This is a genomic window from Photobacterium sp. TLY01, from assembly GCF_021432065.1.
GTDB classification, from domain to species: domain Bacteria; phylum Pseudomonadota; class Gammaproteobacteria; order Enterobacterales; family Vibrionaceae; genus Photobacterium; species Photobacterium halotolerans_A.
The window spans coordinates 1,875,757-1,895,359 of sequence record NZ_CP090364.1 but is presented as its reverse complement, the minus strand read 5'-3'; the positions used below and the strand labels follow the sequence as shown (position 1 = coordinate 1,895,359).

Sequence of the window (19,603 nt, the reverse complement as noted above, 5' to 3'; positions counted from 1 at the left end):
TGTGATTACCTCGCGCGCTCACGGTTCAGGTAGAGCAGGGCAGCATTCAGCATCATGATGAACACCAGCAGCACAATACCTGTGGCATACAGGGCGCTGGCGTGAATACCGGTGGCGTACGACATTTCAATCGCGATATTGGCAGTCAGGGTACGTGCTGAATCCAGCAGGCCTTCAGGCATCGCCGGGGAGTTCCCCATGACCATGATGATGGCCATGGTTTCCCCTAAGGCGCGTGCAATCCCCAGAATGACGCCTGTCATAATCCCGGAACGGGCAGCCGGGACCAGTAGTTTGAAGATGGTGAACATGTGCGACGCACCCAGCGCCAGTGAGCCTTCTTTATAGCTGCGCGGTACGGCACGAATCGAGGTTTCCGACACAGTAATCACCGTCGGCAGAATCATGACCGCCAGAACGATGATACCGGCCAGCACCGTGTTTCCTGCCGGCACATTGAATACGTTCTGGATCAGCGGCACGATAATCACCAGACCGAAGAAACCGTAAACCACGGAAGGAATCCCCGCCAGCAGTTCGACCATGGGACGAATGATGTCGGCCAGACGTTTGGGGGCCACTTCAGCGATAAAGATCGCGGTCATCACACCAACGGGCACACCTAAAATGACAGCACCTGCGGTCGAAACCACAGAGGCAACAATCATCGGAAAGATACCGAACAGTGCCGGTGGCAGCCATTCATCACCCAGAACGATGCCGGCAACGCCGGCCTCTTCGAAAGCCGCAAAGCCTTCACGGAAAATGAAATAGCCAATGGTGATCAGCGACAGAATGCCGATAACAGCACTCGCCAGAAAAAGGTATTTAAAAAAGAGTTCGCGCCAGTCAATTTTGTTTGCAGCAGCAAGCTGAGATTTCTTCTGCGCGCTTTCTATATTATTCGCGATGGTCATTTTGCATTACTCCAGACACTGAACCAAAAACTTCAGGTACTGAGAAATCGAAATATCCGGCCTGAATACCAGGCCGGAAAAGGCACTGCAGATTAGTGAGTTGAAATCAAACCTTGCTCAGAAACGATTTTTTGTGCGTCAGCTGTTTTCATCCAGTTCAGGAATTCCAGTGCTTCTTTAGAAGGGCGGCCGTCTTTATAGACCACCAGGAATGGACGCTGTACGCCGTAATCACCCGCTTTGATGGCTTCCACAGATGGTTCATGGCCTTCAATAGACAGTGCTTTCACAGAGTCGTCCACTGAGCTCAGCGAAATGTAACCAATCGAGAATGGGTTGCTGGCAACCATGGTTTTCAGCTGACCGTTACCGCTCGCCACCTGTGCACGCTGAGAAATCGCAGAAACGGATTTACCGTTCACTTTACGCTTCAGAGACATGATGTCTTCGAAAGCACCACGTGTACCAGAAGCGGTATCGCGGGTCGCTACAACGATAGGCTTGTCTTCACCACCAACTTGTTTCCAGTTCGTGATTTCGCCTTTATAGATTTGAGAAACCTGCTCTTTGCTCAGGTCTTTGACTGGGTTGGAATTGTGAACAACAACGGCGATACCGTCGCGGGCAATCACAACTTCCTGAATGTCTGATGCTTTCTCAGACGATTTCAGATCACGGGAACTCATGCCCAAATCAGAAGAACCGTCGTGTGCTGCACGGATACCGGCAGAAGAACCCGGGCCCTGAACTTCAACCACAACATCGTGTGTTTTTGCGTAAGTTTCGCCGAATACTTCCATCAGTGGCGTTACAGAAGAAGAGCCAACAACAGAAATTGTTTCAGCCGCCATAGCCGGGTTAAACATCATTGAGCCAGCCAGTGTGATAGCACCGATAACCTTTGCTTTCATTTTTCCATATCCTTTCGAATTTGGCGGAATTGCCAATCAGTTGTTTAACGAACGAGGCACAGGTTAGGAGAGTTTTATGACAGGTTTGTTGCAGTTTATTGAACACTCTATGAAGATGAAACTAAGTGGCTGATATACATCAAAAATCGTGGCGAATATGAAATCTAAGATTGATCAAAGGCCTTCAAAGATACGCCTTAGGTATTGATCATGCCTGAATGCACAATGAATTCTGGAAGGCATTTCTCAATAAAGCTTCGGGCCTGTCATCTCGGAACGGAGAGTCAGAAATTCTGGTGTCACCTTTTTTTACACAGAATGACGTAAAGGGTTCTGGGCATGCTGGTCTGAAAAAAACGTAAAATGACCCGAAAAATCCCTATACAGGTTTGTTAGCGTTATCGCTTTGATTTATTGGGACTATATCCCGGTTTGTCCGGCTTTCTGGATTGCACTGTCTTTGGATCAGACTGCGATGGCACAGAACTTGATGCACTTTTTCCGAACACAATAACGACAATAAAGTTGGGTTGGGGGTGTGCAATGAAACCTGTGACAAAAATAACGATGTTCAGTCTGGCGCTGCTGGCAAGTGCCCATGTCAACGCCGCATTAGTCACTGTGGAGTTTGGCGCCTTTACCGGTTCCTGGGTGAACGCCGTGGCAGATTCAGGCAGTGGGCAGCCCGTGACGATCGGCAATACTTCGGATAACCCGATGTTGCGCTGGGGGTTGCCATCGCCGTCTTCGGGTCCGCAGAGCGGTTATGACTTTTCGTCTGTCAACAGCTTCGACACCACCTTTGATACGGATACCGGCACCAGCGATGATTTTCAGTTGGGCACCTTTACCCATCTAAATAATGTCATTCTGAGTACAGGTGCCAGCCTGCAAAGTGTCGACTTGCAGTTGAATACAACCGTGACTATCGATGGCGGTACCCCGATAGATGTGCAGTTTGTGTTTAACTTTACCCATAACGAGACCAGCAACAGCGCGGATCCCTGCGCAAACGGGGAAGCGAATGGCGTTGGGGTGAACGTGAACGGTTGTGCCGACATTATTACGGTTTCCACCTCGCAGTTCACTGATGTCACAACGGTCAACGGCATCAAATATACGTTGAATATTCAGGGGTTTCTGGTTGACGGCGTCTTTGCCGATAGGTTTGAAACCGTGGAGCAAAGCACGAATCAGGCCTTCATTCAGGCCAATATTTCAGCCCTGACTGAGGTGCCTGTCCCCGAACCAGCCAGCGTAGCCATCCTGGGCACCATGCTGGCTGGTCTCGGTATGATTCGCAGAAGAAAGCGTCGGAACACCTGAGACTGCATTGATCCGAGCCGCACAGAAAGCCGCATGCCTGCGGCTTTTATGTCTCCGTTGCATAAGTTTAATTATTCAGGGCATGAAATTCATTAAGGGGTTTTTGGGTTGACTTGCAAGTCAAAATTAAATTTATTCGTAATATTTATGCAAAAATTTGAGCTTGAGTGACATTCTGTCATTCCCTTGTGGCATTTATTTGCCTTTATTTTTCTTTTTGTGAATAGTGAGGACAAAATTACATCAAATCGTTGTTGGGGCGCGTCAATGCAGCTTAGTCATTTATCAATCCGCAATAAAATTCTGGTTTTAGGTGGTGCAGTTTCACTGATGTTCGTGATTGCAATGTTATTCATTAAATCAGCCAATGACCGCATTGGCAGTAATTTCAGTGAGTTTTACCAGCATAACTACAAAGTCTCGCAATTGATCAGCCAGATTCGCCAGGCGCAGGCCGATATTATCGGAAACGTGCGGGGCTTGCAGGTTGTGTATCTGCTGGGTTTGTATGAGCAAGTACCCGAATTTAATGCGATTGTTGATAAAAACAGTGCGATCACCCCAGACCTGGTGAAAGAGCTGAAGCAAGACTATAGCGGTGATCCTCAACTGCTGGCCGACTTTGAGCAGAAGCTGTCTGTTTATCAGGCGAATACCCATCAGTTTGTGTCGGATATGGAATCGGCACCCAATCATCAGGCACCTTACCCTGTATTCAGAGCCTTTGTAGACAGTTATGAAGCCCTGAACCTGCAGTTCGATAAGATTCAGCAGGCCAGCGCTGAGATGGCAATCCAGGCCAATCAGGACACCTTGCAGTCGATTAAAACCGCTAATACTGTTTTTTACGTCTCCATTATTCTGGCGGTGCTGATTGCGTTTGGATTGAGTCACTGGATTGCGCGGGGTCTGGTTGGCGGTATCAGCCGGGTGAAGGCCACGGCCGAAGCTCTGGCCAGCGGTCATCTGGATGTACTGTCCAATGTGAAAGGGACAGACGAAGTGGCCCAGCTGAGCAGCGCCATTGACAGCACGGTCAACCGTCTGAACAGTACCGTTGAAGGCATCGTGCGTTCCAGTACCCTGGTGACTGAAAACAGCCGCATTCTGCAGGATGCCAACAACAATATTCAGGTTGCGGCAGGAGAGGTATCAGAGCACACCATTCAGGCCGTGACGGCGATTGAAGAGCTTTCAACCACCAGCAAGAGTATTGCGGTCAATACCTCAGATTCAGCCAGAGCATCGGATCAGATGATGGAACTGGCGGAAAGAGGCATTGAATCTTCTGAGCACACCCAGTCTGTGGTTCAGCGGTTGGTTGCCACTTTGCAAGATACCTCGGGGGTGGTGAACGAGTTGCAGGGTGAATCCCGTAAAATTGAGAGTATTCTGGAAGTGATTCGCGGAATTGCCGAACAGACAAATCTGCTGGCGTTGAACGCAGCGATTGAAGCGGCCCGTGCTGGTGAGCAGGGGCGTGGTTTTGCGGTTGTAGCGGATGAAGTGCGCGGGCTGGCACAGCGCTCACAAACCTCGGTGAATGAAATTGAGCAGATGCTGTCCCAGCTACAGCAAGCCTGCAGCAGTGCGGTCGATATGATGGCAGACAGCACCACAGAGGCCGATCAGGCCGAAGCCCGGATGTCGGAAACCAATCAGCTCCTGGCTGACATCATGAGTATGATCAATCAGGTCAATGAGCAGACGCAGCAGATTGCGACGGCAGCAGAAGAGCAGAGCGCGGTTGCCGCCGATATCAGCCAGAATATTCATACGGTCCAGGCGCTGTCGGACAAGACCTCATCCATTGCCTCGGAAACCGTACAATGCAGCGATGACATGCACCGTGTCAGTCAGGAAGTGGTTGAGCAGGTCAGCTTTTTTCAGGTCGCTAACGCGAGTGCAGGTTACAGTATCAAGGCCAGCTGAAGAAGCGGAGATAACGCAAAGAAAAAACGCAACGTCTTGAAAGCAGATAAAATAAGAAACCCGCCAATACCATTATTGGCGGGTTTTTTCGTGCAATGTAAGACCTAAAGGCCTCTTTATAGTAGTGTCAGCGGCTGGCTTTTTCTGTCTTAATGCTGAGATCTGGGTTCGGGTTAACACGATTGAATATCTGCATCAACACACTAGGTCGTCTTGATTGCGTATTCGCCGATTGTGTACTAGTCAACGAGCGACTTCATCTACCAGATACAATATCGACTGATAAGGCACGCCACTGTGGTGCGAGAGGCCGATTTCGCAGGTACGGCTGTTGCTGAAACCACGCCGGCAGTCCGGCGGAACCTGATCTTTCAAGGGTTCCAGCGAGGCTGCATTCAGTTCAGGCACGCTGAACCCTTTATCGCCCGCCCAGCCACAGCACTGAATGTGCTCGGGTACAATCACTGTGCTGGCACAGGCTTTGGCCAGTTCCAGCATGTCATTTTCAAGCCCCATCTTGCGGCTGCTGCAGGTGACATGCAGCATGACCGTTTCATGCAGACGTTTCAGCTCCAGATAGGGCAGCAGATAATGCAGCACCAGTCCTACGGGCTCGACAATATTCATCAGCCGGCTGAAACTTTCCACGCTGCGTTTAGCGCAGGGGCTGGCATCAATCAGAATCGGGTATTTACCCTGTTCGCTGGCTTGCCAGAGTGCTTCTTCCAGCTGCTGGCTTTTCTGCGCGGCAGGCTCGGTCATCCCCTTGCTGTCGTAGGGCATCCCACAACAGAGATCGTTGGGCGCCTGAGGGATAACAACATCAAACCCGGCTTTTGTGATGAGTGACAGTGTCACCTCGGTCAGCGGGCGCTGATCGGGGTTATCTGGCTGCTGACCCATCGTACGACTGGCACAGGTGGGCAGGTACACCACTTTTTTCTCGCCGTGGGCCTGACTGTTGCCGCTTTCCGTTAATTGATGGTGATTGATTGTCGGCAACTCGGGCAGCCATTGCGGTGTGCGATTGTGACTCCAGCGTCTGGCCGTGTCGCTGAGCGCTGTCATTCTGTGCTCACCAAGCAGAGACTGTGCAGACTGCGCCATACCCAGCCCGGTTTTTATTAAGCGGGTTGTGGTAGCAAAATGATCGGCGGTCCAGCGCGCAATCGGCAAAAAGCGCTGATATTTGTCGGTACGCAGTTTTTTGATGAGATCCCCTGTGTTAATCCCCACCGGACAGCGTTCTGCACACAGCCCGGTGGCCGCACAGGTGTCGATTCCCTGATACTGGAAAACAGTGTCCAGTGCTTTTGCACCGGCTGTGTCACCATTGCGACGGCGGTGTTGCAGCTCGCGGTATAACACAATGCGCTGACGCGGGGATAAGGACAGGGTCCGCGACGGACAAACAGGCTCACAAAATCCGCATTCTATACAGCGATCCACCAGATCGTCGGCCGCAGGCATGGGTTTCAGGTGTCGCAGGTGGGCGTGCGGATCGTCATTGATGATCACGCCCGGATTCAGCAGCCCTTGCGGATCGAACAGCCGCTTGATGCGCTGCATCAGCTGGTAGCCGGCTTTGCCCCATTCCAGCTCGACGTAAGGTGCCATATTGCGGCCGGTGCCATGCTCGGCTTTCAGCGAACCCTGATACTTGACGGCCACCAACTCGGCGACAGCATCCATAAAAGCGCCGTAGCGGTCGATCTCACTCTGCGCGTCAAACCCCTGGGTGAACACAAAGTGCAAATTACCTTCCAGCGCATGGCCGAAAATAATGGCTTCGTCATAACGAAACTGCGCAAACAGAGCCTGTAAATCACGAACACCTTGAGCCAGATCCGCAACAGGAAAAGCCACATCTTCAATGATGACTGTGGTGCCGGTTTCTCGTACCGCGCCCACCGCGGGGAACATGCCTTTGCGGATCGCCCACAGGGTATTGACAGTGGCCGGCTCAGAGGTGAAAGGGACAGACGCAATGACGGCAAACGCAGACAAACTGGCCATGATGGTCTCGCACTGGCTGAGCAGTTCGTCGTGGGTACTTGCCCGGCTTTCAACCAGTAAGGCAGCGGCTTCCAGATCCAGATGAGCGATAAATTCGGGCATGCCCGCTTTATCGGCAACAGAGCGCATGGCGCGGCCGTCCATCATTTCGACGGCGGAAACCGGTGTGGTTGCCAGTATGGACGTGGCTTCACTCGCTTGTTCAATCGTGCTGAAGACCAGCAAACTTGATGCCTTGTGCGGGTGTTCGATAACCGTCTTATAAGTGATGTCGGCAATAAAACCCAGCGTACCTTCTGAGCCGATCATCAGATGCTCCAGAATATCTATCGGATCACTGAAATCGGTCAGCGCATTCAGTGCGTAACCTGTGGTGTTTTTGAGCCGGTATTTATGCTGGATTTTATCTTTCAGTGCCGGGTTGGTGTCGACCTCTTTCCTGAGTTCTGTCAAATCGCTGAGCAATGAGGCATGGCTGCGGCGGAATGCGGCTTTACTGGCTTCATCGCGGGTGTTCAGGACCGTGCCGTCGGTCAGGATCACTGTCATGCCATCGACGGTGCGATAAGAGTTCTGCGCTGTACCGCAGCACATACCGCTGGCATTGTTGGCCGCGATCCCGCCAATTTTACAGGTATTGATGGAAGCGGGATCCGGTCCGATCTTACGTCCGTAAGGGGCCAGATAGCGGTTCGCATCCGCGCCGATTACACCCGGTTGCAGGGTAATTTTCAGCCCGTTGTCTTCAATGATATGCCCTCGCCACTGATCACTCAGAGTGATCAGGACCGAATCCGAGACCGCCTGTCCCGACAGGCTGGTGCCTGCTGCGCGATAGGTGTAGGGAATGTTTAGCTCGGCACAGGCGCGAATCACCGCAATGACTTCATGCTGACTGTGCAGGCGAAGCACGATTTTTGGGAGCAGGCGGTAAAAGCTGGCATCGGTGCCATAGGCAAGGCGTCTGGCTTCGTCTGTAATGATTTGTCCGGCATCAAGGAAGGTGCTGAGTTGCTGGATCAGCTGTTGATAGTTGTCAGTCATCGTTGCCCTTGCTCGTAGGCGAAAAAGTGGAGTCGTCTGATTCTTCTATTGATGAATCATGAGGATACTTTGAGTGTAGCGCGTCACAGTGAACAGACTTTGCGCTTGATCTCAGCTTTAACTGCGCAGGGACCGTTCTGTTTGAAGGGTGTGAACCCCATCGCTTTCCTGATTATCAAAAGAGAAAAACTATAAATTTGTGATCTGACTCTATACTTGAGTGTAACTGACCCTGGTCACCTGCAAAATTTACCTGACAGCCTCCAAGCCAAGGGAGCGAGCATGAACTGGTATTTGTACGCACTCAGAAAGTACGCGGTCTTCACAGGCCGTGCGCAGCGACAAGAGTACTGGTATTTCTTTTTGATCAACCTGGTCATCACGCTGGCGCTGGGTATTGTAGATAATCTGCTCAATACACCGGGTACAGGGGAAGGAACAGGATTACTGGGCGGTGTGTACTCGCTGGCAGTATTGATCCCTTCTGTTGCGGTCGGGGTCAGGCGCCTGCATGATATTGGCAAGTCTGGCTGGTGGATGTTGCTGAGCCTGATTCCGGTCATCGGCTTTGTTGTCCTGCTCTTTTTCTTCGCCAGAGCGGGACAGCCCGGCACCAATGAACATGGCCCGAATCCGAAAGATGAGACGGGCATGGGGCATATGGCGATGTAAGTATCAGCCGGACATGCCTGGTAACATTCTGCAGGTTTCCCTGAGGCGATTTCGTGGTATTTTCCTATTGTTTTTATCTGAATACGGCTGACACCTAAGTCAGCGGTATCAGCGTTTTACGGGTCAGGCTTCGGGACAGACAATCGATCATGCAGCATTTTTTCCGACGACAATCCTTAGCACACTGGGCGTTACTGTTAACCGTCTGGGTGGTGTTCGTGTGTCTGTCGAAAAACACGGCTGTGCTGACGCTTTGCCCGAATCAATCGGTTGAAGTCGTGCAAATCCTTTCTTTGAGTGACTTGGCTGAACATGAAGCAACGGCAGATTCCTCTGAATGCGATTTATCGGAACAGCTGCTGCAGCTGAAGTTTCAGCAGCTTGATACGCTCTTCCTGATCCCCATTTTGTTACTGACGCTGATGCTGGCCGGTCTGTTCGGTACAGGCTGCCTGTCTCCGCCCCCGTCCCGCGATCCGAAAGTCCCCAAAAGGCGTATTCACCTGACACTGTGTATTTTCCGGGAATGACACACAGGCGACCTGGCGTGATGCCAAAAAAGTCTGTGTATTTATTACTTAGGAAAAACAATGCAAAAAAATCAAAGATTGACCATCAAATGGCTGGCAAGCAGCGGGCTATGGATGTGCCTGTTGTGGATGTCTGTTGCCCAGGCATCAGTTGTCACTACGGGCTGGCTGAGCGACCCTCATCATCCGCCGGTTGAAACACGTTTTGTGTTAACCGGGCAGACAGATGCTGCGAATGGCACTGTGGCTGGCTATCTGGAAGTGCGCTTGCAACCGGGCTGGAAAACCTACTGGCGCTCTCCCGGAGAAGGGGGCGTGGCACCCAGCATCAACTGGCAGGATTCAGCGAATATTGCTGAGCTGGACTGGCAGTGGCCTGTGCCGCAAAGGTATGACGTACTCGGTGTGGAAACCATCGGCTATGCTGAGGATGTCATTTTTCCGATGACCATCAAGACGGAAGATTTTTCTCAGCCAGTGATTTTGCTGGCGACTCTGAGTCTGTCTTCGTGCTCGACGGTCTGTGTGATCACCGATTATCCGATTGATTTGTCCTTTATTCCATCCAAGCTGACCCCTTCAGAGCCTGACATGCGCCGCTATGCGCAAGCGTTGAGCACTGTGCCGCAAGCCTCTTCGCTGGCAGTGATCGAGTCTGCGATCTGGGATGCGGACCAAAGCACACTGCAACTGGTGTTGAGCAATGCACAAGGCTGGGACAAGCCTGATCTGTTCATTGATGGCGATTCTGATGCGGTCAGAGACAGCCATTTCTCGCGTCCGGACATCAGCATAGCGGGGGAAACCCTGACGGCGCAGATAGGCGTGTCGAGCTGGTTCGGTCAGCCGGATCTCGCCCAGCAAGCGCTCACGGTCACCGTGACAGACAATGCGGTGCTGTCTGAGCACAGTGTCCAGGTGCAAAGCGGCATCATGAGCGCTCAGACAGGTCATGGTTTGCTGGTGATGTTCGGCCTGGCACTGCTGGGCGGGCTGATCCTCAATATCATGCCGTGCGTGCTGCCGGTGCTGGGGATGAAACTCTCGACTGTGCTGACAGCAGAAAAGCAGGAAAAGCGACAAATCCGACTGCAGTTTCTGGCCTCGGCCGGCGGGATCATCAGCGCATTCTGGCTGATTGCACTGGCACTGGTGGCGCTGAAGCTGTCTGGTCAGGCTATCGGCTGGGGGATCCAGTTCCAGAGCGGGGCCTTCCTTGCCGTGATGGTCCTGGTGACCTTCATGTTTGGTGCCAATATGCTGGGGTTGTTCACCATCAGCCTGCCGTCGGGTATCAATACCTGGCTCGGCACCAAAGGCGGCAAAGGCTATGCCGGGCACTATGCGCAAGGCATGTTTGCTACTTTCCTTGCCACGCCCTGTTCCGCGCCGTTTCTCGGTACGGCGGTCGCTTTTGCACTGGCGGGCAGTGTGGGCAATCTGGCTGTGATCTTTACCGGTCTGGGGCTGGGCATGGCACTGCCCTGGATGGCGATTGCCTTGTTCCCGTTCATGGTGCGATGGTTACCCAAGCCGGGTGCCTGGATGGGCAAAATGAAAGTCCTGTTCGGGCTCATGATGCTGGCGACAACACTATGGCTGCTGACGCTGCTGGCACCACACTGGCCTGTCTGGTTACTCTGGCTGGCGGGGATTGCGGGTATGAGCCTGATTGTGTGGCGTTCGGTCAAGGTGTTTGGCGGCAGGCCAGTGGGCGTACTGAGCAGCGTGTTTTTACTGTTCAGCGCTGCGGCCCTGCTCACCGCCAGTCTGACCGCGGCTAAGTGGGCGACACCTTTGCCGCCGGAGCCAAGCTGGCAGCCGCTGAATGTTGCTGATATCAGTCAGCAGGTGGCCGAGGGCAACACCGTATTTGTCGATGTAACCGCAGACTGGTGCATCACCTGTAAAGCCAACAAGGTTCGCGTTCTGCTGCAGCAACCGGTTTATGACGCCATTCAGCAGCCCGGTCTGGTGCGAATGCAGGGAGACTGGACCATTCCGAATGATGCCGTGACTGCCTATTTGCAGGCCAATGGCCGGTTTGGCGTGCCATTTAATATTGTTTACGGTCCGGGTGCGCCTCAGGGGATTGCGTTACCTGTGATTTACACCAGCGAGGATGTGATGCTTGCCATTCAACAGGCTCAGGGAGGATAAACCAGTGAGTGAACAGAACGAAAAACGCCCGGGGAAATGGCAAAAGTGGCTGAAAGAAATCCTCTTTTTTACTGTGCTGCTGACAGTCGTTTCCGTCGGAGTCGATCTCTGGCGGAGCCAGTCCGTGCCAGATGACGCGCCTTTTACCCTGCAAGCGCTGGATATACAGGGTGAGCCGGTTGATATCGCGGCGCTCAGTCAAGCGCAGCCTGTGGTGGTGTATTTTTGGGCCACCTGGTGCGGCGTGTGCCGCTTTGTCACCCCGAGTGTCAATTGGCTGAGTCAGTATTATCCAACCGTGGGTATTTCTCTGACCTCCGGTACTGATCAAAAGCTGCAGCAGTATTTTGCCCATAAAGGGCTGGATTTTCAGAATGTGAATGATGAAAAAAATGTGCTGGGCCGGGAATGGGGTGTGGCGTTTACGCCAACCGTGTTCATTGTCCGTGATGGCAAGGTCACTTTTATCACCAGTGGCATCACCACACCACCGGGCTTACTGGCAAGGATCTGGCTGAGCTGAGACTTGGGTTCAACTGAGGTGCATCGATTTGAAAGCCTGTCTGCCGCTTCGGTCGGCAGGCTTTTTGCTATCGGGACACATCCTGCCGACGGCTGAGATCTCTGGCTAAAATCAGCGCCAGCCCAATGATCTGCAGAAATAGCGCGAGATTTCTTAACCCGGAGATGTGTGTCATCAGTTGGGTGTGCTTCTCTGCCATTGAGAGATTATCGATATAGAGCTGATTGATCTTTTCTCTGTACCCTTCCTGCTCGGTATTGAAGGCAGCCATGAGTCCTGGCAGTTTGTCTGTTGCCAGACCGGACAATGCTGCATTGTGCAATGGTGCCAGCTGATCCTGTATTTCTTGCTCAACCGGTACGGGAAGAGGCGCGTTGTTTAACTCACTGATTGAGACTAAGTTCAGCACCAGTTCCCGTTTTCTTTCAATCCCTTCAATCTGTTGCCAGGTCAGGCTGATGAGCTTTTCATTGTTGTTTTGCTGTTGGACGAGTTGATTCGCATCGACTGTTGCACCATCGATATAAACGTTGGTCATCAGCGCCGAAACGATATTGAGCAACAGCCCTGTGGCGACGAGTATCCAGGTAGGCACTGACCATTTGCGCATTGATTGAAATCCGGTAGCTACACTCTCTTTAGTATGACCAGACGGACGCCGCAGTTGTTGCAAGGATAAGAAAGTGCAGAAAAAGGCCCAAGTGCCTGTGGGGTGTGATTGATCTTTTTTGCCACAGGTATCATTTTTTTATGAGAGAAAGCCCACCCGTATTGACCTTCCCCTAAGGGAAAGCTTTAGGGTGTAGCCGTTCAGACATTTATAGGCTGGTTATGCGTCGGAAATCGCACCGGACAATCTGGTTAACCTTCTTGACCTCACTGGTACTCATCGTATCGAGTGTGGTCAATAGCACGCCTTTCATGACCTTCAGTATGTTGAGTGACAGCATGGTCACGGCTGAACCTCATTGTGCCGGTATGTCTCACACGGCTGACACGGAACACGCCGAACACAGCGCGCAGCAGCCATCTGGTTGCGATCATGAGATGACCATGGCTCACAGCTGTTGTACCGCAACTTGTAGTACAGCTTTTGTGCTGCCCGTTCAGTATCAACCTTTTCCTCTGAAGAGCCAGTTTGCTTTAAGACCCGCAGAGAGCGTTGTTTCTGTGGTGTACACGGCTCAGTCTCTTTACCGTCCTCCAATCGCCTGAATCCATTCTTCGCAAGTTGTCTCGCCGTGAATCGACGGTGAGTATCGTTTTTCTGCCGTTTTTCGGCAGCAAACAGAATGGATCATACGGTGAAAAAACAGTTGTATGCTTTGGCGCTGAGTCTCAGTGCCGTCTGGCTGTCCCCGGCATGGCAGGCTACGGCCTGGGCCGCAGACACACTTGTCGTTTCTGCCCGGAAGGACACGCTACAATCATTGATCGCGCTGGCTTTACGCAATGACGCCAGTCAGGCACAGCTCGCTGCGCAGTCCAGTGCGTTACGTGAAACGGCGGTTGCCAGTGCCACTCAAATGGATCCCAAACTGAAAGTCGGTGTCGGTGGCTTGCCAGTAGACAGCTTTCAGTTTGACGAGGATCCCATGACCAATATTTCAGTCGGGCTGATGCAGCAGTTCGAGCGCGGAGACACGCTCGAACTGCTGGCCAGAAAAGCGCGTCAGCAAGCCGAAGGCGTGGACTGGCAAATTCAGGCCCGGCAAAGGGAAGTCGCCAACAGCATCACCCAATTGTGGCTTGAATTGGGCTATCAGCAATATGCCGAACGTGTGTTCAGGGAAAATCAGCGCCTGATGTCAGAAATGGCTGGGTTTATCCGGACCAATTATGCGATTGGCAAAAGTGAAACTCAGGACTTACTTCAGGCGCAGCTTCAGGTAAGCCGGCTGGACGATAAGCTTCAGGCCAGCCGACAGACCCAGCGTAAATTGATCTCGCAGATGTCTGAATGGCTGGGAGCGGAGTGGTTGTCGGCGAATGCTTCACTGGCTGCCAGTTATCAGCTCGACGGGGCAGCGTTAGATGCTGTGCTGAAGTCGCACGATGGCACGCGTCAGTTTTACCCGTTGCTGGTTCAGCACCCGATGGTGGCAATGACGGACGCGGCGATCTTAGCCAGCCAGACCCAGGCTGATATCGCGGGCGAAGCCTATCAGCCTCAGTTTGCGGTCGAAGTCATGTATGGCTATCGGCAGGCCAATAACATGCGGGGTGAACCGGCTTCGGATCTGCTCAGTGCTTATCTGACGGTGGATCTTCCGCTGTTTACGGACAACCGGCAGGACAGAAACCGCGCCGCTGCGCACTATCAGGTGGGTGCGGCCAAATCTCAGAAAGATTTACTCCTTGCGCAGATGAACGCCCGGGTCAATGCCTTGCTGGCCGACAGACAGAGCCTGGCCGAGCGGCTGGCACGTTATCAGAACAGTTTACTGCCACAGGCGAAAGAAAGGACTCAGGCCGTGGAACGTGGCTATCAAAATAACACCGCGCAATTCAGTGATGTGATCAATGCCGCCAGCGATGAACTGGCACTGGAGCTGGAGCGGGCACGTTTAACGGTCGATCTCAGCCTGACCAGCAGCAATCTGGCGTTTTTGCTGGGCGGAGAGGCTTTACAGTCCATCGCCCCGTCATTGCTCAAGCCAGCGCCACGCCACTGACAGATCAAGGAGAATCATCATGAAAACAATCACAATCACGTTAATGGCGTTGTTGGTGGGTAGTGCAATGGGCTATGTCGGTAGTCAATACCTCAGCGGTCATGCGCAGTCAGCCAGCAGCAGCGATTCCTCAGAGAATAAAGTGAAAGCCCCGTTGTACTGGGTGGCACCAATGGACCCGAACTACCGGCGGGATCAGCCGGGAAAGTCGCCGATGGGGATGGATTTGATCCCGGTTTATGAAGAAGACCAAGGCGGTGCGAAGAGTAAACCGGGCACGGTTCGTATTGATCCGGCGGTGGAGAATAACCTCGGCGTGAAAACAGCCGCTGTGTCTGTTCAGCCACTGACGCCCAGAATTGAAACTGTCGGTTATGTCGCTTTTGATGAAAGGCACTTGTGGCAAATCAACGTGCGGGTCAGCGGTTGGGTGGAGAACCTCTACATCAATGCGGTGGGTGAGCAGGTCAAGCAAGGGGATGTGCTGTTCACCCTGTATTCGCCGGAACTGGTTAAAGCGCAGGAAGAGCTTTTGAATGCATACCGCACCAAACGCGATGGCCTGCTCAAAGGCGCCTATGAGCGTTTGCTGACGTTAGGGGTTGATAAGGCACAAATTCAGGCCATCGCCAGAAGTGGTAAAGCACTGCAGACTGTGAAAGTGAAGGCGCCGGCGGACGGGGTGATCGCCAGCCTGGATGTCCGTGAAGGGGCGTATCTGTCACCGGCGCAGTCAGTGATCAGTGCCGGGCCGCTGAATACTGTCTGGGTCGATGCCGAGGTGTTTGAACGCCAGGCACATTGGATTACGGCAGGCAGCCAAGCCACCATGACGCTGGACGCTCTGCCGGGTAAAACGTGGCAGGGGCAGGTGGATTATGTGTACCCCATTCTTGACCCAGCCACCCGCACTTTGCGGATGCGGTTGAATTTCAGCAATGCAGGGGGCGAGCTCAAACCCAATATGTTCGCCAATATTGTGCTGGAGCCTGAGACAGACAAAGCGGTGATGACGATTCCGGCCTCTGCGGTGATTCGATCCGGCGGGATGACGCGCGTGGTGCTGTCTGAAGGTGAGGGGAAATACCGTTCTGCACGTATAGCGGTGGGACGTCAGGCGGCAGAATACATTGAAGTTCTGCAAGGGTTAAGCTTGCAGGATCGCGTTGTGACCTCGGCTCACTTCTTGCTGGATTCAGAATCCAGCCAGTCGGCCGACTTGGCCCGGATTAACGGGATTGAGCCTGAACAGGCCACCGTCTGGGCGACCGGTGAAATTACCGAGGTGATGGCTGATCACCAGATGCTGACGATCAATCATCAGCCGGTACCTGAATGGGACTGGCCGGGCATGGTGATGAATTTCACCCTGGCAGACCGTCTGGAAATGGCCCCGCTGCAAGCAGGACAGACACTAAAGTTCGAAATTGCCAAGTTAGAATCCGGCCAGTATCAGGTGGTGGATTACAAGGTGCAGGATCAGGCTGCCGCCCGGGATATCTGGGTACAAGGCGAGATTACCATGCTAATGGCAGAGTTCGGCATGATCACCCTGTCTCACGCAGCGGTGCCCGAATGGCAATGGCAGCCGGGCGAAATGAACTTCACTGTGGATGACAGTATCGATCTGTCTGCGTTTACCGAAGGACAGACCGTCCGCTTTCTGATTGCACGCAACGGCAGCGATTACACCCTGAAGCAACTGGATGCGGCCGGGGGTGAGCAATGATAGCTGCCATTATTCGCTGGTCACTGCACAACCGGTTTCTGGTGCTGATCGCAGCCCTGTTCCTGACACTGGCGGGCCTGTACAGCGTCAAAAATACCCCGGTCGATGCACTGCCGGATTTATCCGATGTGCAGGTGATCATCAAAACCAGCTACCCGGGACAGGCACCGCAGGTGGTTGAAGATCAGGTGACTTATCCTCTGACCACCGCCATGCTGGCTGTGCCGGGTGCTGACACGGTTCGCGGCTATTCCTTCTTTGGTGATTCGTACGTTTATATCATTTTCAACGATGGTACCGACATGTACTGGGCACGTTCGCGGGTGCTGGAATACCTCAGCCAGGTTGCGCCTAAGTTGCCGGCAAATGCAAAACCGACTCTGGGCCCGGACGCGACCGGCGTGGGCTGGGTGTACAGCTATGTGCTGCAGGATAAAACCGGCCAGCACGATCTTGCTGAGCTGCGCAGTCTGCAGGACTGGTTTCTGAAGTATGAACTGCAAACCGTCAACGGCGTGTCAGAAGTGGCCACAGTCGGCGGCATGGTCAAGCAGTACCAGGTACAGATTGATCCAGCCAAGCTGCGCGCTTACGGTTTAACGCTCCAGCAGGTCAATAGCGCCATTCAGCGGGGCAATCAGGAAGTCGGTGCGTCGGTTATCGAAGTGGCTGAAGCTGAGCACATGGTCAGAACAAGTGGTTACCTGACCGGCGTTGACGATCTCAAAGCGTTGCCATTGAAAACCACAGCCAAGGGTACGCCCTTGCTGTTGGGAGATATCGCCGATATCAATATTGGCCCGCAGATGCGACGCGGTATTTCAGAGCTGAACGGTGAAGGGGAAGCGGTCGGTGGTGTGATTGTGATGCGCTATGGCGAGAATGCCAGTCAGGTCATTGATGCGGTGAAAGCCAAGCTGGCAGCACTGCAGCGCAGCATGCCGGATGGTGTTGAGATCGTGCCCACTTATGACCGTTCCACCCTGATTAACGCCGCAGTTGAGAATTTGTGGCAGAAACTGGCGGAAGAATTCATCGTGGTTGCGATTGTCTGCGCCATCTTTCTGTTTCATCTTCGCTCATCTCTGGTGATTGCGATCAGTTTGCCGGTCGGTATTTTAGCGGCCTTTGTTGTGATGCACTGGCAGGGGATCAACGCCAATATCATGTCGCTTGGCGGGATTGCGATTGCCATTGGGGCGATGGTCGATGGCGCGATTGTGATGATTGAAAATGTCCACAAGCACATCGAGCGCACACCACTGACCGATCAGAACCGCTGGCAGGTAATCGGCAAAGCGGCCGAAGAAGTCGGGGCGCCTTTGTTTTTCTCGTTGCTGATTATTACCCTGAGCTTTGTACCTGTGTTCGCGTTGGAAGGACAGGAAGGCAAGATGTTCTCGCCGCTGGCCTACACCAAAACCTATGCGATGGCCGCCGCCGCCGGACTGGCGATTACGCTGGTGCCGGTTCTAATGGGTTACTTTATTCGCGGTAAGGTGTTGCCGGAGCACAAAAACCCGGCCAACCGTGGGCTGGTGGCTTTGTATCGGCCGTTGCTGAATCTCAGCCTGAGTTATCCTAAAACCGTGATTGTAGTGGCGCTGGCACTGCTGGCATCAGCCTACTATCCAGCCTCCAGAATGGGCAGTGAGTTCATTCCGCCGCTGGATGAGGGAGATCTGATGTACATGCCAACTACCTATCCGGGTATTTCAATTGGCAAGGCAAGGGAGTTGCTACAGCAAACCAACAAGCTGATCAAAACCGTACCGGAAGTGGCAACCGTGTGGGGCAAGATTGGCCGGGCGGAAACCGCGACCGATCCGGCGCCGCTGACCATGATAGAAACCGTGATTCAACTCAAACCACGTGATCAGTGGCGTGAAGGTGTGACAACGGAGTCACTGCGGAAAACCTTCGACGATCTGGTGCAGTTTCCCGGCCTGACCAATGCCTGGGTAATGCCGATAAAAACCCGCATCGATATGTTGGCGACCGGGATTAAAACCCCAATCGGGATCAAGATTGCCGGGCCGGATCTGAAAGTGATTGAGAAGGTAGGCGCGCAGATTGAGCCGATTCTCAACGCGATTCCGGGCACGGCGTCGGTTTATGCCGAGCGGGTTGCCGGCGGGCGCTATGTCACCATTGATATCAAGCGCCGACAGGCGGCGCGTTACGGCTTGAATATCCAGGACGTTCAGCAGGTGATTGCTTCTGCCATTGGCGGCATGAATGTTGGTGAAACCATTGAGGGGCTGGAGCGTTACCCGATCAATGTCCGCTACCCACAGGATTACCGGGATTCTGTGGTGAAACTGCAGAATCTGCCCCTGGTCACGCCCAGCGGCGCACGAATTGCCCTCGCCGATGTGGCCGATATCCGCTATGAAGACGGCCCGCCGATGATCAAAACAGAAAATGCGCGTCCCAACGGCTGGGTGTTTGTGGATATTGAAAATCGCGATCTGGGCTCGTATGTGGCCGAAGCCAGAGACCGGGTTGCAAGAGAATTGTCTTTGCCGGCGGGTTATTCACTGACCTGGTCCGGGCAGTATGAATACATGGAGCGGGCAAAAGCCAAACTGAGTTTGGTCACGCCTGTCACGCTGATGATCATTATGCTGCTGCTGTATTTCAGCTTCCGTCGGGTAGGGGAAGTGCTGGTCATCATGGCCACGCTGCCGCTGGCGATGGTCGGCGGCGTCTGGCTGATGTATCTGCTGCAATACAACTTCTCGATTGCAGTCGGCGTCGGGTTTATCGCATTGGCAGGCGTGGCAGTAGAGATTGGCGTCATCATGCTGGTGTACCTCAATCAGGCCTGGCACGGGCGTAAATTACAGGCAGAAGAGCAGCAAAATCACTTGCAGGCACAGGATCTCACCGACGCCATCCGGGAAGGGGCCGGGCTGCGTGTCCGCCCTGTGATGATGACAGTCATCACCGTCATCATCGGCTTAATTCCCATCATGTATGGCTCGGGGACTGGCTCGGAAGTCATGCAGCGGATTGCCGCGCCCATGATTGGCGGCATGGCGTCTGCCTTGCTCCTTACCTTGCTGGTGTTACCAGCCATTTTCAAGCTCTGGAAGCAACGCGAAGTTGCGCCCAATCGTTAATTCTCTGGCCTTTCTCCCGCCTGGCGGGAGAAGGACCCAACGT

At 53.3% G+C, this 19,603-nt stretch carries 14 protein-coding genes; 10 read left to right on the top strand and 4 right to left on the bottom strand.

Annotated features, from left to right (window positions below):
* Positions 1 to 5: 5 nt before the first annotated feature.
* Both pstC and LN341_RS09105 read right to left on the bottom strand, forming a co-directional pair.
* Positions 6 to 917: a phosphate ABC transporter permease subunit PstC gene (gene pstC, locus LN341_RS09110; protein WP_046219784.1), complete on the bottom strand. Its 912-nt coding sequence runs from the start codon at positions 915 to 917 to the stop codon at positions 6 to 8.
* A 92-nt stretch (positions 918 to 1,009) separates the two neighbouring features.
* Complete coding sequence (locus LN341_RS09105) at positions 1,010 to 1,828, bottom strand: phosphate ABC transporter substrate-binding protein (protein ID WP_046219785.1); 819 nt, start codon at positions 1,826 to 1,828, stop codon at positions 1,010 to 1,012.
* Between the two features lie 543 nt (positions 1,829 to 2,371).
* Between LN341_RS09105 and LN341_RS09100 the strand changes: the two genes are divergently transcribed.
* A complete protein-coding gene (locus LN341_RS09100; RefSeq protein ID WP_234203122.1) occupies positions 2,372 to 3,154 on the top strand; it encodes a THxN family PEP-CTERM protein in 783 nt (260 codons plus the stop codon).
* A 267-nt stretch (positions 3,155 to 3,421) separates the two neighbouring features.
* Entirely contained in the window at positions 3,422 to 5,086 is a 1,665-nt protein-coding gene (locus tag LN341_RS09095; protein WP_046219788.1) for a methyl-accepting chemotaxis protein, read from the top strand.
* Positions 5,087 to 5,329: 243 nt separating this feature from the next.
* Here the strand turns inward: LN341_RS09095 and LN341_RS09090 are convergent, their stop codons facing one another.
* A complete protein-coding gene (locus LN341_RS09090) occupies positions 5,330 to 8,146 on the bottom strand; it encodes an FAD-binding and (Fe-S)-binding domain-containing protein (protein WP_234203121.1) in 2,817 nt (938 codons plus the stop codon).
* 282 nt (positions 8,147 to 8,428) lie between these two features.
* On the opposite strand from LN341_RS09090, the gene LN341_RS09085 reads away from it, so the two are divergent.
* The 4 genes from LN341_RS09085 (at position 8,429) to LN341_RS09070 (ending at position 12,031) form a co-directional block, all read left to right on the top strand.
* Entirely contained in the window at positions 8,429 to 8,818 is a 390-nt protein-coding gene (locus LN341_RS09085) for a DUF805 domain-containing protein (protein WP_234203120.1), read from the top strand.
* Positions 8,819 to 8,967: 149 nt separating this feature from the next.
* The gene (locus LN341_RS09080; RefSeq protein ID WP_046219791.1) at positions 8,968 to 9,348 is read left to right on the top strand and encodes a hypothetical protein; all 381 of its coding nucleotides are present in this window, start codon (positions 8,968 to 8,970) and stop codon (positions 9,346 to 9,348) included.
* 60 nt (positions 9,349 to 9,408) lie between these two features.
* On the top strand, positions 9,409 to 11,508 hold the full coding sequence (locus LN341_RS09075; protein WP_234203119.1) for a protein-disulfide reductase DsbD: 2,100 nt from the start codon (positions 9,409 to 9,411) through the stop codon (positions 11,506 to 11,508).
* 4 nt (positions 11,509 to 11,512) lie between these two features.
* Positions 11,513 to 12,031: a protein disulfide oxidoreductase gene (locus LN341_RS09070; protein ID WP_234203118.1), complete on the top strand. Its 519-nt coding sequence runs from the start codon at positions 11,513 to 11,515 to the stop codon at positions 12,029 to 12,031.
* Positions 12,032 to 12,098: 67 nt separating this feature from the next.
* On the opposite strand, the gene LN341_RS09065 is transcribed toward LN341_RS09070, so the two are convergent.
* The gene (locus LN341_RS09065; protein ID WP_234203117.1) at positions 12,099 to 12,641 is read right to left on the bottom strand and encodes a hypothetical protein; all 543 of its coding nucleotides are present in this window, start codon (positions 12,639 to 12,641) and stop codon (positions 12,099 to 12,101) included.
* Between the two features lie 221 nt (positions 12,642 to 12,862).
* Here LN341_RS09065 and LN341_RS09060 point away from each other — a divergent pair, with 221 nt between their 5' ends.
* The 4 genes from LN341_RS09060 to LN341_RS09045 all read left to right on the top strand — a co-directional run bounded on the left by LN341_RS09060 (position 12,863) and on the right by LN341_RS09045 (position 19,560).
* Positions 12,863 to 13,246, top strand: coding sequence for a hypothetical protein (locus LN341_RS09060; protein ID WP_234203116.1), 384 nt, complete (start codon positions 12,863 to 12,865; stop codon positions 13,244 to 13,246).
* Between the two features lie 89 nt (positions 13,247 to 13,335).
* Positions 13,336 to 14,706 carry a TolC family protein gene (locus LN341_RS09055; RefSeq protein ID WP_234204989.1) on the top strand — a complete coding sequence of 457 codons (1,371 nt, stop codon included), beginning with the start codon at positions 13,336 to 13,338 and terminating at the stop codon, positions 14,704 to 14,706.
* A 19-nt stretch (positions 14,707 to 14,725) separates the two neighbouring features.
* Positions 14,726 to 16,435, top strand: a complete 1,710-nt coding sequence (locus tag LN341_RS09050; protein WP_234203115.1) for an efflux RND transporter periplasmic adaptor subunit — start codon at positions 14,726 to 14,728, stop codon at positions 16,433 to 16,435.
* Positions 16,432 to 19,560, top strand: a complete 3,129-nt coding sequence (locus LN341_RS09045; protein ID WP_234203114.1) for an efflux RND transporter permease subunit — start codon at positions 16,432 to 16,434, stop codon at positions 19,558 to 19,560. The genes LN341_RS09050 and LN341_RS09045 overlap by 4 nt, the downstream gene beginning before the upstream one ends.
* Positions 19,561 to 19,603 lie beyond the last annotated feature (43 nt).

Bases quoted from the DNA above. Each gene is read 5' to 3' on its own strand.
- LN341_RS09105 (WP_046219785.1), bottom strand. From the start codon at position 1,828: ATGAAAGCAAAGGTTATCGGTGCTATCACACTGGCTGGCTCAATGATG.
- LN341_RS09065 (WP_234203117.1), bottom strand. From the start codon at position 12,641: ATGCGCAAATGGTCAGTGCCTACCTGGATACTCGTCGCCACAGGGCTG.
- LN341_RS09045 (WP_234203114.1), top strand. From the start codon at position 16,432: ATGATAGCTGCCATTATTCGCTGGTCACTGCACAACCGGTTTCTGGTG.
- LN341_RS09090 (WP_234203121.1), bottom strand. From the start codon at position 8,146: ATGACTGACAACTATCAACAGCTGATCCAGCAACTCAGCACCTTCCTT.
- LN341_RS09095 (WP_046219788.1), top strand. From the start codon at position 3,422: ATGCAGCTTAGTCATTTATCAATCCGCAATAAAATTCTGGTTTTAGGT.
- LN341_RS09060 (WP_234203116.1), top strand. From the start codon at position 12,863: ATGCGTCGGAAATCGCACCGGACAATCTGGTTAACCTTCTTGACCTCA.
- LN341_RS09050 (WP_234203115.1), top strand. From the start codon at position 14,726: ATGAAAACAATCACAATCACGTTAATGGCGTTGTTGGTGGGTAGTGCA.
- LN341_RS09100 (WP_234203122.1), top strand. From the start codon at position 2,372: ATGAAACCTGTGACAAAAATAACGATGTTCAGTCTGGCGCTGCTGGCA.
- LN341_RS09080 (WP_046219791.1), top strand. From the start codon at position 8,968: ATGCAGCATTTTTTCCGACGACAATCCTTAGCACACTGGGCGTTACTG.
- LN341_RS09085 (WP_234203120.1), top strand. From the start codon at position 8,429: ATGAACTGGTATTTGTACGCACTCAGAAAGTACGCGGTCTTCACAGGC.
- LN341_RS09075 (WP_234203119.1), top strand. From the start codon at position 9,409: ATGCAAAAAAATCAAAGATTGACCATCAAATGGCTGGCAAGCAGCGGG.
- pstC (WP_046219784.1), bottom strand. From the start codon at position 917: ATGACCATCGCGAATAATATAGAAAGCGCGCAGAAGAAATCTCAGCTT.